Genomic DNA, 12,597 nt, shown 5'->3' with positions numbered 1-12,597 from the left:
TAACTGCCGCAGGCTGCATCGCCTGATGCAGCCATGAACCCACCCAGACCCGACCAGGCAACCACATCCATGACGTGAATCCGACAGGCTGCTAGAACATGCGCTCGAACACGTTCACCACGTCGCCAGGCGACAGCAGCGACTGGCGGGTGCCCCGAAACTCATGGGCGCGACCATCCTCGCCGATGCGGGATATCCCGACGTAATCGGTGACGGCCCGATAGTTGAACCCGCCGACCACGGCGACGGCGGACAACACCGTCATGCCCGGCTGGTAGGGCGTCTGTCCGCCGCGCTCGACCATGCCCAGAACGAAGACCGGGCGGTAGGCGACGACCTCGACGGCAACGGAGGGATCGTTGAACAGCTCGCGCTCGTTCATGATCCGCTCGATCTCACGCTCGGCCTCATCGGTGGTGCGGCCCACCACCCGGACGGAGCCGACAAGCGGCATCGCGATGGCACCGGTGTCGCTCACCCGATATTCGCTGGTCAATGCCGCGTCGTTGACGACGATCACGCGAAGCTGGTCGCCCGCGCCCAGCCGATAGGTGCCCGAGGTCCGTTCCGGCAGGATCGGCAGGTCGGCGCCGGGGGAGGCGCAGGCCGCCAGAACCGCGGCCGCCAGCAACGGTGTCGTCAACAACAGCGTGCGACGGCCACTCTGTGCCCAGGTGACGGCAGGGCCGATCGGGGGGACCATCATCAGCTGCATCCTCGGCCGCGGCTGGACCATGAATGATAGTGACGCGGGCAACGTTCAATCACGATCACTGCCTCCCTTGGCACTCTGCGAAATGAGAATGGGCAATCTGGCGTCGCAGCACAATATCAGATGGCGATCCGTAAGCGAAGATGTAAAACGTTTCGGTCAAATTCCTGAAAACCGGCCGCGGATTCAAAGCTTCTTACGTGCTGATAACTGAGAATGAGCGACGCGTTTCGATTCAGGAGGAGCCGGGCGGATAAAAGCGCAACGCCTTGGGTGACGGTTTCGCTGGGATCGCGATACTCGAGGCGTTCGCCACGTAGCTGCCCGCTCAGGATGACGTTGCGGCGAAGCTCGTAATCGCCCCCGACCCAGGCAGCCGTGCGAATGTAGCTGACGTTGCTGGAACGGATCGATTCCTCGATCGTGCGCTGCACTCCCAAGGTGACGGTGAGGAGTTGCGAAGGCGTGAGGGTGAGCAGCCCTTCGAAGGCGGGGCCGGAGATGCTGCGAATGTTGGGGTCGTCGTAGTCTCGCTGGCGGTAACCCACACCGAAGCTGGCTGAGGCAAGTCCGGTAAGATCGTACTGCGCGCCGGCAAGCACTTCCCAGGTGAAGGAGTTGCGGCCGCGCTGGTTCGCTTGGTCGTAGGAGATGTCCGTCAGCCGTGTCAGCAGCGTCAGGCTCCGCCCTGGGAGGATGACATAGGCCGCCCCGGCCTCGCCCGTGACCTTGTCGTAGTCATTCGCCGATGTGGAACCGCCCCGGAACGCAGGATCGGCTTTCTCGTCGAAGCGGAAACTCCGGTAGTCCAATGCCCCGGTCAGGTTCACCCGGTTGAGGGCGGCGACGCCGTTGAGGCGGACCATGTCGGTATCGAAGGGGAGCGGCTGGGTCAGTGTTCCCCGCTGCACCTCGAAGCTCGTCACATCGATATGGCTGCGTATGTGGCTGTACTCGAGCCCAATGGACGAGGCCCTGCCGATATCGTACCGGCCATACATGCCGAGGTTGTAGTCATGCCAGCTATAATCATCATCGCCAAAATATTTGCGCGTGGCCTGGGAGGCGGTGAAGCCCAGCGCATGTCTGGTATAGCTGCTGCTGAGGCTGAGCTGCAGCTGCTCTTCCGCGAAGGAGCTGGATCTTTTGTTGCTGCCGTTCGCGGTGGTGTTGTCGTCATAGCCAACGCCGGCGTCCAGCGCGCCATCCAGGCGAAAGCCAGGCAGTCGCACGCCCAGCGGATCATAATCGGGGCGGGGACGGGTGAGCACCGTCACCCCGCGCGCGGTGTCGGCCGGCCCGGTCGTTTGCGCCGCAGCCTCCCGTGTCGCGGCCATAAGGAAGCCGGCGGAAAGGAAACCGGCCGAAAGGACGGTCACGGCGAGGAGGGCGGGCCTGCGGCCAGCCGGACAGGCCGCAACACTCCCCGCGGGAGGGGCGGCGGTGAAGAAGAGCGGTCCGGTGGGACGGGCGTCTGGCACAGCAGCGGTCACGAATCTCTCCGACAAGGCGAAAACAATTCAATGCCTTCCAACAAAGCAAAGCCCACCGGCCTCGACCCTGGCGACCGGCGCCCCGTCGGACCCCCAATATGCTGCAACGACCCATAGTGCGCCAAAATTCCTCGCACACAAACGGCTACGACTCGTTCAAAACGCCCTGGCAGTAGTTTTAGCCATTCGGGCCGGCCGGTCAAAACAAACGGCGCAAATGGGTCACCCATGAATTGGCGAGATGCCGCTGGACAGGCTCGTTCGAACGAATGCCATTTTGGGCATGGGACATGACTCGGCAGAGTCCAGGCTGCTGGACATCGCGATCGACCATTTCGGTCGGCTGGGCCTGAGCGGTGCGAGCACCCGCGCCATCGCGCGAGATGCGGCGACACCGATGTCCTCGATCACCGTGGAGATCATCCAGCACGTCATCGCCGACCATCTTGCGGCGGTGCTCGACCGGATATCGGGCGGAGGCCGGCGATTGCCGCGCCAGCGATGCTGACAAGGGGACGGCCCTGGCTCTGAGCGGGGCTGTCGCTACCCGGCAGGTCGTCCCGGGTTCCGCGCGGGCGGTCGCATCGCCGCCATTCCCCTGGGGTTGCCGTTCGGCCTGGTGACGACGCTGGAGGCGAAGAACATCCCCGTCGGCGTGCCAACCGCGATGCTGGCGCGGGGTCCGGTGGGCTTCATCCCGGCGGCATCTGCGGCCATGCTGCGGCCAAGACCACAGGGATGCCAGGATATGGATCAGGACACGACGCTGAAGGCCGCAGATCTCCTCATGGCGGTCCGCGCGGGCGGCGCGAAGCTGGCCGGGCTGGGGGCCGCCGCGCCGCAGACGGAAGCCGGGGCCTGGGCGGTCCAGCGCGAGGTGCTGCGCCGCCTCGGCGGCCGCATCGGTGGCTACAAATGCGCCGCCCCGCCGGGCAGGCCACATACCGCGGCGATCCTCGCCGCATCCGGTGTGGTGCCCGGCCCCGCGGAATGGGCGGTGCCGGCCGGGGAGAAAATCGGCATCGAGACCGAGATCGCCTTCCGCTTCGCCCGCGACCTGCCGCCGCGCGCCACCCCCTATTCCGAGGCCGAGGTGCTGGACGCCGTCGAGGGCTGCTTCCCCGCGATCGAGATGGTGATCAGCCGCTATACCAATCCCGGCGCCATGCCGCCCTGGGAGGCGATGGCCGACAATGTCGCGCATGCCGGCCTCGTGGTCGGCGCCGATGTGCCGGGCTGGCGTGACCTTGACCTCGCGGGCCTGACCGTGCGGCAGAGCTGCGGCGGCGCGGTGCAGGTGGAGAAGGTCGGTGGCAACCCTTCCGGCGGGCCCTTCGTGGCGCTGCTCTGGCTGGCGAACCATCTGCCCACCGTCGGGCTGCATATCCAGGCCGGACAGGTCGTGACGACCGGAAGCTGCACCGGGCTGCTTTGGGTGGAAAGCCAGCAGCAGGTGACCGGGGGCTTCCAGGGCTTTGGCGAGGTGGTCGTCAACCTGGCCTGACGCGCCTGCTGGTTGCCATGGGCGATCGCGGGCCGGATGGTCACGCCGCGAACAGGAGTGACCATGGCCTTCGACGTCCTACCAGGTCTGGGCCAGCCGCTGCGGCGGCTGGAAGACCCTCGGCTGCTGACCGGCGGCGGGCGCTTCACCGCCGGCATTGCCGCGCCTGGCGCGCTGCATGTCGTCTTCCTGCGCTCGCCGCATGCTCATGCGCGAGTCTTGGGCGTGGAGACCGCGGCCGCCCGCGCCATGCCGGGGGTCGCCGCGGTGTTCACGGCGCGCGATACGCTTGCGGCCGGGCTGGGCCATAACCCCGCCATCACCGAGATCCACGACGCCGCCGGCCGCCGCCACATCGAACCGCCGCGCCTGCCGATCCCGCGAGACCGGGTGCGCCATGTCGGCGAGATCGTGGCGATGGTGGTGGCGGATACGCCGCATGCCGCGCGTGACGCGGCCGAGGCGATCCTGGTCGACTACGATCCGTTGCCTGCGGTGGTGCAGGGCGATGCGGCGCTGCGCACCGGGGCACCGCAACTGCATGACGAGGCGCCCGGCAACCTCCTCTGCGACTGGAGCAAGGGCGACGCCGCCGCGGTCGCTGCCGCCTTCGCCGGCGCCGTGCATGTCACGCGCGTCAGCTTCCGTTCGCCGCGTATCCTTGCCGGCTACATGGAGACGCGGGCCGCGCTCGCGCAATGGGATGTGGCGACGGAGCGGCTGACGCTGACGACGCCGTCACAGGGCGTGCATCTGCTGCATCGCACGCTATGCGACCACATCCTGAAGCTGCCGCGCGACAAGCTGCGTGTGGTGACGCCGGATGTCGGCGGCGGCTTCGGCCCCAAGCTCCCGCCCTATCCCGAACAGGCGCTGGTCTGTTTCGCCGCCATGACGCTGCGGCGGGATGTGCGCTGGATACAGGAGCGCACCGAGCATCATCTGGCCGATACCCATGCCCGCGACCTCGTCGCCGATGCCGCGCTGGCGCTGGATGCGGATGGCCGTTTCCTGGCGATCCAGGTCGATGCGGTGGCGAATTTCGGGTCGCATGTTTCGACCGTCACCCCGACCATCCCGACCGGCGGCATGGCAAAGGTGATTTGCGGGCTCTACGATATTCCCGCCGCGCATATCGCCATGCGCTGCGCCTTCAGCAACACGGCACCGGTCGATGCCGTGCGCGGGGCCGGCAAGCCGGAGGCCTTGGTGTTGCTGGAACGGCTGGTGGATGCGGCGGCGCGGGAGACGGGGCGCGATCCGGCGGCGCTGCGTCGCCTGAACCTCGTCTCGCCCAAGGCCTTTCCTTACCGCACCGCCCTCGGCTACCGCTACGACAGCGGCGACTATCCCGCCTTGCTGGACGCGGCACTGGGGCTGGGCGAGGCGGATGGGTATGAGGCACGTCGCGCGATCTCGGTGACCAAGGGGCTGCGGCGTGGCCGCGGGCTGGCCTGCCACCTGCACGGCTCGGGCGGCTGGGGCGATGAAACCTCGATTGTCGAAGTGCTGGACGATGGCAGCATCGTCGCGCGCACCGGCACGCAGAGCCAGGGACAAGGACACGCGACCGCCTATGCGCAGGTGCTGGCGGCGGCCTTTGGCGTGGATGCCGCGCGGGTGCGGATCGTGCAGGGCGACAGCGACCTGATCCCGCGCGGCGGTGGTACCGGCGGCTCGTCCTCCACCATCATCTCCGGCGCCACGATGAAGCGCGCCGCCGATGTCGCGATCGAGCAGGGGCGTGAGCACGCCGCGGATCTTCTGGAAGCGGCGATGGCGGATGTCGTTTGGCGCGACGGTGCCTACGAAGTCGTCGGCACCGACCACCGCATCGGGATACTGGAGGTGGCGAGGCGTCGTGGCGGGCTGGAGGGCCGCGCCGATTTTGCCGATATGGTCGAAACCTGGCCGGCCGGCGTCGCGCTCTGCGAGGTCGAGGTGGACCCGGAAACCGGGCATGTCGTGCTGGATCGCTTCGTGGCGGCGATCGATGTCGGCACGGTGGTCAACCCACAGCTTCTGGCCGGGCAGCTCCATGGTGGCTGGGCCGCCGGCATCGGCCAGGCCTTGATGGAAGACGCGCGCTACGATGCCGACGGCCAGATGGTGACGGCGACATTGATGGATTATGCGATGCCGCGCGCCGATACTCTTCCGGCCTTCGCGCATGCCGTGGTGTCGGTGTCCTCGCCGAACAACATTCTGGGGATCAAGGGTGTCGGCGAACTGCCAACGAATGGCGCCCCGGCGGCGGTTGCCAACGCGGTGCTGGATGCGCTGGCGGGCGATGGCGTCACGCATATCGAACTGCCGATGACGCCGGAACGGGTCTGGGCGGCGCTGCGCGCGGCAACGGGAGAGACGATTCCGGTGTGATTGGGCCCAAGGGCCGCACCGTCATTTTTTTCTGCTTGGGCTGAACGCGACCCGTCTCCGCACGTTAGCGGAAAAGGTGCGTTCACACGGGGCACGGCCCCGCCCATTCAGGAGCTTCCTCACCATGTCCGGCAAATCGCGCGACGAGATGAAAACGGCCAAGCTTGGCGATGTATCCGCACTCCGCGGGGCAGGCGGCGAAACCCATCAGATCGCGGGCGGCGATGTTCCCGTCATGACCACCCAGCAAGGGACACCGGTCTCCGACGACCAGAACTCACTGCGCATCGGTCCCCGAGGCCCGACCCTGCTTGAAGATTTTCATTTCCGCGAAAAAATATTTCATTTTGATCATGAGCGCATTCCGGAACGTGTCGTGCATGCCCGCGGCTTCGGCGCGCACGGGTTCTTCGAGACGTATGAGTCCCTCTCCGACATCACCAGTGCGGACGTGTTTCAACGCGCGGGCGAGCGGGTTGAGGCCTTCGTGCGCTTCTCGACGGTTGCCGGCAACAAAGGCTCGCCCGACCTTGCGCGCGACGTGCGCGGCTTTGCCGTGAAGCTCTATACCAAGCAGGGTAACTGGGACATCGTCGGCAACAATATACCGGTCTTCTTCATCCAGGATGCGATGAAGTTCCCCGACCTGATCCATGCCGCGAAGGAGGAGCCCGATCGCGGCTTCCCGCAGGCACAGACAGCACATGACAATTTCTGGGACTTCATTTCACTGTCCCCGGAAGCCATCAACATGGCGCTGTGGATCATGTCAGACCGCACGCTGCCGCGCAGCTTCCGCTTCATGGAGGGGTTCGGCGTCCATACCTTCCGGCTGGTGAATGCGGCGGGCAAGGGCACCTTCGTCAAATTCCATTGGAAGCCCAAGCAGGGTCTGCAATCGGTGGTGTGGAACGAGGCTGTGAAGCTCAACGGCGCCGACCCCGACTTCCACCGCCGCGACATGTGGGATGCGTTGCAGAGCGGCGACTTCCCGGAATGGGAGCTGGGGCTGCAGCTCTTCGACGATGCCTTCGCCGACGGCTTTCCCTTCGATGTGCTCGATGCCACCAAGCTCATCCCGGAGGAGCTGGTGCCGATCCGGCGTGTCGGGCGCCTCGTGCTGGACCGCGCGGTGGATAATTTCTTCGCCGAGACCGAGCAGGTCGCCTTCTGCACCCAGAATATCGTGCCGGGGATCGACTTCACCAATGATCCGCTGCTGCAAGGCCGCAACTTCTCCTATCTCGATACGCAGCTGAAGCGGCTCGGCGGGCCGAACTTCACCCATCTTCCGATCAATGCGCCGAAATGTCCGTTCCACACCTTCCAGCAGGACGGGCACATGGCCTTCCACAACCCGAAGGGCCGGGCGAATTACGAGCCCAATTCCTGGGGCGGTGTGGTCGGCGGCCCGCGCGAATCACCCGAGGTTGGGTTCCGCAGCTTCGAAGCCGACGAGACGGGGTCCAAGCGGCGGGTTCGTGCCGAACGTTTTGCCGATCACTACAGCCAGGCCCGCCAGTTCTTCATCAGCCAGGCGCCGATCGAGCAGGCCCATATCAAGGACGCCTTCGTCTTTGAACTGAGCAAGGTCGAGACGCCGGCAATCCGCAGCCGCATGGTCGCGCATCTGCGGAACGTCGACGACATCTTGGCCAGGCAGGTGGCCGATGGGCTCGGATTGGATGAATTGCCACAGGCGATGGCCCCGGCCCGCGCGGTCATCACCGATCTGCCGCCGTCTCCGCCCCTCAGCATCGTCGGCAACGGGCCCGACACCTTCGCGGGCCGCAAGATCGGGGTCCTGCTCACCGACGGCGCCGATGCCGTGCTGCTCAAGGCGGTGCAGAGCGCGGCGGAGGCCGAGGGTGCGTTGGTGGAGCTGGTGGCGCCCAAGGTCGGCGGGTTCACCACTAGCGACGGCAAACGCATGCCGGCGAAGCAAAAGGTGAACGGCGGCCCTTCGGTGCTGTACGACGCCGTGGTGCTGCTGCCGTCCGAGGAGGGTGCGGCGATGCTCGCGAAGGACGCCACGGCGCGGGATTTCGTCAATGACGCCTTTGCCCATGCCAAATTCATCGGCTATGCCGAGAGCGCGAAGCCATTGCTGAAGGCCGCGGGCATCACCGCCATGGATGATGGCTTCATCCCCTTGAAGGCCGCGGCTGATGCGGCCGCCTTCATCGAAGCCTGTCGCGGGCTGCGCCATTGGCCACGCGAGGCCAAGGTTCACGCCGTCTGACCAAGGGGGCGGCGCCGCTACAATCCCGGCGCCGCTCTCCGAGTGCTGCGAAATCGCATGGATATCCTCATGCGTCGGCGTGAAGCCCAGCGCCTGACAATAGCGCTTGGACAGCGCGAAATCCCGCGCCAGGACGAAGGGCCGCAAAGCCAGGACCTGTTCCATCGGCCCTCCTCTACATCGGCCCATCGGGCACGGCGCTGGCCGAAAGCGGCGGGTAGCGGCGCGGATCATGCAGTTGGTAGTGCCACCACTCCAGCCGGTAGTGATCCCACCCCGCCGCCGTCATGATCCCCAGCAGGATTGCCCGGTTGCGCAGCGCCTCGGCCGGCAGGGACAGGGTGCCGTGGGCGGAGGCTTCCTCCGTCGCATCGAAGCCGGTGCCCATCGGCAAGGCGGTGCCGCCGGGGTCCGCGAGGGTCAGGTCCACCGCCACCCCGCGCGGATGCACGCCGCCCAGGCGGGGGTCGGCGACGAAGCGCTTGTCCTCGACCGCATGCCACAGCGCCCATTGCGCCTCGACCGGGCGGAAGGCATCGAAGACCAGCAGCCGCAGCCCGAGCGCTGCCGCGAGGTCGCGGGCATGCAGCAGCGCCATGCGCGCCTCCGGCACCAGCAGGGCGCGGGGGCGGCGGTAGATGGGATACCCCGCCAGATTGTCGGGCGTGGCATAGCGGATGTCGAAGAACAGGCCATCGGCCTCGGAGAGCGGAACGAGCATGGGCCGAATCCCTAGCATGTCATGATCATCCTGGCGCTGGACGCCTCCGGGCGGCAGGTATCGGCCGCCCTCTGGTCGGAGGGCGGGCCGGTGCGCTGCCTGGTCGAGCCTGCCGCCCAGGGCCAGGCCGCGCTGCTGCCGGCCCTGGTGGAGCGGTTGCTGACCGAGGCGGGGCATCCAAGGCCAGACGCGGTGGCGGCGATCATCGGCCCCGGCGGCTTCACCGGCCTCAGGGTCGCGCTGTCCCTGGCGCAGGGGCTCGCGGCGGGCTGGGAGGTGCCGGTGATCGGCGTGACCCTGGGCGAGGCCCTGGCCGCCGCCGTGCCCGCCCCGCTGCGGGCGGCGCGCGCGGTCTGGAGCGTCACCGACAGCCGGCGCGGGCATTGGTTCCTGGAACAGGTCGCGCCGGGGCAGGACCAGGCCACGGCCCCCCCGGTCTCGGTGCTGCCGGAGGCCCTGCCACGGCCGAGCGGGCCGATCGCGGCGGCGGGGGATATGGCGCCGCAGCTTGCCGCCCGGCTGCTGGCGCGGGGCGATGCGGCAGTGCTGACCGACTGCCGCCGCCCCGATCCGGGCGCGATCGCCGCGGTCGCGGCGCTGCGGCTCGCGGGGCGCATTCCGCCGCTGGCCGCCCAACCCCTCTATGTGGACCCGCCCTCGGTGCGGCCCCCGGCGTGAAGCCGGTGCGTCCGGTGGGGAGCGAATCGGCGGCGGAGCTGGCCGCCCTGCACGCGCTGGCGTTTTCGCCCGCCGAAACCTGGGGGCCCGATGCCATCCGGCTGATGCTGGCCATGCCGGGCGCCTTCGGGGCCTGGGCGCCCGGGGCGGGCTTCGTGCTCGCCCGTGCCGCGGCGGGGGAGGCGGAGGTGCTGACCCTGGCGGTCGCCCCCCTGGCCCGGCGTCAGGGCCTCGGCGCCGCTTTGGTCGGGGCCGCGGTGGCGGGGGCGGTGCTGCGTGGCGCAACGGTCATGTTTCTGGAAGTATCCGCCGAGAATAGGCCAGCGGGTGGCCTGTATGCGCGGCTCGGCTTCGCTGAGGTCGGCCGTCGCCGTTGTTATTATGCTGATGGCAGCGACGCGCTGGTGCTCAGCCGCCCGCTTTCCGTAGCAGAAGGCGCGTAATTCCATCGTCGCCACGGGTTTGCGATAACACCGCGTGGCCCTGTTCCAAGGCGGTCCGCGGTACGTTCACCTCCGGTTCAGGCCCGTATAGCAATACCAACAGACGTGCGCCCGGGGTCATTCGGTCCAATGCCAACCGGGTTCGGACGAAGGTCATCGGACAGACCTCTTTGGTTATATCGATCGTCATCTCCGGTTCTTCTTGAAAATCATTCATCGAATCTTCGATCGGTTGTTGCGAAGCGGGCATTGGAAGTCCTATGTGCGTCGTATCGAAAAACTGCCGGAGCTTACATCCATGTCTCAGGAAAACTCGCCCGATCTTCTGGGGCTGACGGTCGATATCGTTTCGGCCCATCTGTCGAACAACCCAGTGGGCATGGCCGACCTGCCAGCTTTGATCCAGCAGGTGCATCGTACGCTGGCCTCTTTGGGCACCGCGCCGGCGCCGGTGGTGGTTGCCGCGCCCGCCGAGAAGCTGCAGCCCGCCGTTTCGATCAAGAAGAGCATCCAGGACGACCATCTGGTCTGTCTCGAGGACGGCAAGAAGCTGAAGATGCTGAAGCGGCATCTGAAGACCTCCTACAATCTCACGCCCGAGCAGTACCGTGAGAAGTGGGGCCTGCCCTCCGACTATCCCATGGTCGCGCCCGCCTATGCGCGGACCCGCTCGGAACTGGCCAAGCAGATCGGCCTTGGCACCAAGCCGAAGTCGGCCCGCGGCGGCGACGCCGGCTGAGGCCCTCGCGCCCGCTGCACTAGCCTGGCCAGGCACCTCCGTCCTGCCGGCGGCAGGGGGTGCTTGGCCATAGTGCCGCAGCGCGGTTATGGTCCGCTCGCCCATGGACGCAGATACCCCGTCCCGCATCGAGCGCCTTTGCATCGACCGCGGCTTGAAGATGACTGGCCAACGCCGGTTGATCGCGCGCGTCCTCAGCGAGGCCGACGATCATCCCGACGTGGAGGAGCTCTACCGTCGCGCCTTGGCGCTGGACGCACGGGTTTCGATCGCCACCGTCTACCGTACCGTCCGTCTCCTTGAGGAGAAGGGCATACTGGAGCGGCATGACTTCGGCGGCAGCCGCGCCCGCTATGAGCCGACCGAACACGGCCACCACCACCATCTGATCGACGTCGATACCGGCCGGGTGATCGAATTCGAGGATGAGGCGCATGAGGCCGTGATGCAGGCCATCGCCGCGCGGCTTGGCTTCGAGCTGGTCGGCCATCGGCTGGAGATGTTCGGCCGCCGCGTCGAGCCGGCGCCGCCGCCGCCCGTCCCCTCCAAGGCCCGCCGCGGATGAGCGGGAGGGAAGCCGGCGCCTTCGGCAGCAGCAACCGGCTCAGCCAGCATACCAGCGACGACCCGGGCTTTGGCGAGCTCCGCTCGGGCAAGCTCGGGGTGCGCGTCGCGACCTCGGCCGAAGAGATCGATGCCGCGCAGGCGCTGCGCTACCGCGTCTTCTACTCCGAGATGGGCGCCCGCCCGGATGCGGCGACCGAGGCCAGCAAGCGCGACGCCGATGTCTTCGACGCGGTCGCCGACCATCTTCTGGTGCTGGACCACACCAAGGGCGAGGGGCCCGAGGCCATCGTCGGCACCTATCGCCTGATCCGCCGCCCGGGGGCCGATCGGATCGGCCGGTTCTATACCAGCGCGGAATACGACATCAGCCTGCTGCTGGCGCAGCCGGGCAATGTGATGGAGCTGGGCCGGTCCTGCGTCGAGTCGGAACACCGCACCAAGCATGCGATGCAGCTGCTCTGGCGCGGCATCGCCGCCTATGTCTTCCGCCACCGGATCGACCTGATGTTCGGCTGCGCCAGCCTGCCGGGCACCGACCCGGACCGGCTGGCCGCGCCGCTGACCTTCCTCGCCACGCATTACCTGGCGCCGCCGGCGCTGCGGGCGCGGGCGGTTCCGTCACGCTATGTCGAGATGCTGCGGATGGACCCCTCGGGGCTGGACCCCAAGCGGACCCTGGCGCGCCTGCCGCCGCTGGTGAAGGGCTATCTGCGGCTGGGCGGCTTCGTCGGTGAGGGCGCGGTGATCGACCAGCAATTCAACACGACGGATGTCTGCGTCGTGGTGAAGACCGACCTGATCACCGAAACCCACATGAAATTCTATGAACGCAAGGTGGCTGAGGGCCAGGAAGCCTAGCATCACAGTTTCGCAGTTCTATGATTTCCGAATCACTGGGCAACCATGATTTGGGAGGTCATGGATATCTGGCGCATCGACAGCGCGGCTCTCACACCGTGAACTAAAATACAACTGTAATGCTAGCGCGGTTTCCGTTCGCTTGCGCTCACTCCACCCGCTCTAGCAGGTTGCGGAAATTCGGCTGTTCAAACCGGTGTTGATCTGATTCGCTGATTCTGTGGATTGGGGGCGGTATGATGCGTGGAGCGGATCGTCAGA

The 12,597-nt window shown here is 67.0% G+C and carries 13 protein-coding genes; 9 read left to right on the top strand and 4 right to left on the bottom strand.

Going from position 1 to position 12,597, the window contains the following annotated elements; all coding sequences use genetic code 11:
* Window positions 1–91: 91 nt before the first annotated feature.
* Window positions 92–706, bottom strand: coding sequence for a polysaccharide biosynthesis/export family protein (locus C8P66_RS22960; RefSeq protein ID WP_111400615.1), 615 nt, complete (start codon window positions 704–706; stop codon window positions 92–94).
* A gap of 125 nt (window positions 707–831) precedes the next feature.
* A complete protein-coding gene (locus tag C8P66_RS22955) occupies window positions 832–2,205 on the bottom strand; it encodes an outer membrane beta-barrel protein (protein ID WP_146423045.1) in 1,374 nt (457 codons plus the stop codon).
* A gap of 241 nt (window positions 2,206–2,446) precedes the next feature.
* Here C8P66_RS22955 and C8P66_RS24215 point away from each other — a divergent pair, with 241 nt between their 5' ends.
* The 4 genes from C8P66_RS24215 (at window position 2,447) to C8P66_RS22935 (ending at window position 8,330) form a co-directional block, all read left to right on the top strand.
* Window positions 2,447–2,713, top strand: a complete 267-nt coding sequence (locus C8P66_RS24215) for a hypothetical protein (protein WP_211314256.1) — start codon at window positions 2,447–2,449, stop codon at window positions 2,711–2,713.
* A gap of 240 nt (window positions 2,714–2,953) precedes the next feature.
* Entirely contained in the window at window positions 2,954–3,709 is a 756-nt protein-coding gene (locus C8P66_RS22945) for a 2-keto-4-pentenoate hydratase (RefSeq protein ID WP_146423044.1), read from the top strand.
* 63 nt (window positions 3,710–3,772) lie between these two features.
* Window positions 3,773–6,088 (top strand): xanthine dehydrogenase family protein molybdopterin-binding subunit, encoded by a 2,316-nt coding sequence (locus C8P66_RS22940; protein WP_158537362.1) that lies wholly within the window; start codon window positions 3,773–3,775, stop codon window positions 6,086–6,088.
* Window positions 6,089–6,236: 148 nt separating this feature from the next.
* Entirely contained in the window at window positions 6,237–8,330 is a 2,094-nt protein-coding gene (locus C8P66_RS22935; protein WP_456303658.1) for a catalase, read from the top strand.
* Between the two features lie 175 nt (window positions 8,331–8,505).
* Here the strand turns inward: C8P66_RS22935 and ddpX are convergent, their stop codons facing one another.
* Complete coding sequence (gene ddpX / locus C8P66_RS22930; protein ID WP_111400608.1) at window positions 8,506–9,051, bottom strand: D-alanyl-D-alanine dipeptidase; 546 nt, start codon at window positions 9,049–9,051, stop codon at window positions 8,506–8,508.
* 21 nt (window positions 9,052–9,072) lie between these two features.
* Here ddpX and tsaB point away from each other — a divergent pair, with 21 nt between their 5' ends.
* Window positions 9,073–9,729, top strand: a complete 657-nt coding sequence (gene tsaB / locus C8P66_RS22925; protein ID WP_111400607.1) for a tRNA (adenosine(37)-N6)-threonylcarbamoyltransferase complex dimerization subunit type 1 TsaB — start codon at window positions 9,073–9,075, stop codon at window positions 9,727–9,729.
* A gap of 14 nt (window positions 9,730–9,743) precedes the next feature.
* Window positions 9,744–10,172, top strand: coding sequence for a GNAT family N-acetyltransferase (locus tag C8P66_RS22920; protein WP_245903756.1), 429 nt, complete (start codon window positions 9,744–9,746; stop codon window positions 10,170–10,172).
* On the opposite strand, the gene C8P66_RS22915 is transcribed toward C8P66_RS22920, so the two are convergent.
* Window positions 10,138–10,389, bottom strand: a complete 252-nt coding sequence (locus C8P66_RS22915) for a sulfurtransferase TusA family protein (RefSeq protein ID WP_111400614.1) — start codon at window positions 10,387–10,389, stop codon at window positions 10,138–10,140. The genes C8P66_RS22920 and C8P66_RS22915 overlap by 35 nt on opposite strands.
* Window positions 10,390–10,470: 81 nt before the next feature.
* Here C8P66_RS22915 and C8P66_RS22910 point away from each other — a divergent pair, with 81 nt between their 5' ends.
* From C8P66_RS22910 to C8P66_RS22900, 3 genes are all read left to right on the top strand, one after another.
* Window positions 10,471–10,911, top strand: a complete 441-nt coding sequence (locus C8P66_RS22910; RefSeq protein WP_111400606.1) for a MucR family transcriptional regulator — start codon at window positions 10,471–10,473, stop codon at window positions 10,909–10,911.
* Between the two features lie 103 nt (window positions 10,912–11,014).
* On the top strand, window positions 11,015–11,476 hold the full coding sequence (locus C8P66_RS22905) for a Fur family transcriptional regulator (protein ID WP_342768036.1): 462 nt from the start codon (window positions 11,015–11,017) through the stop codon (window positions 11,474–11,476).
* Entirely contained in the window at window positions 11,473–12,336 is an 864-nt protein-coding gene (locus tag C8P66_RS22900) for a GNAT family N-acetyltransferase (RefSeq protein ID WP_111400604.1), read from the top strand. Before C8P66_RS22905 ends, C8P66_RS22900 begins: the two co-directional genes overlap by 4 nt.
* Window positions 12,337–12,597 lie beyond the last annotated feature (261 nt).

Source organism: Humitalea rosea (genome assembly GCF_003253705.1).
In the GTDB taxonomy this organism is placed as follows: domain Bacteria; phylum Pseudomonadota; class Alphaproteobacteria; order Acetobacterales; family Acetobacteraceae; genus Humitalea; species Humitalea rosea.
Note: the sequence above shows the minus strand (reverse complement) of the source record. Positions and strands in the feature narration are given on the sequence as shown.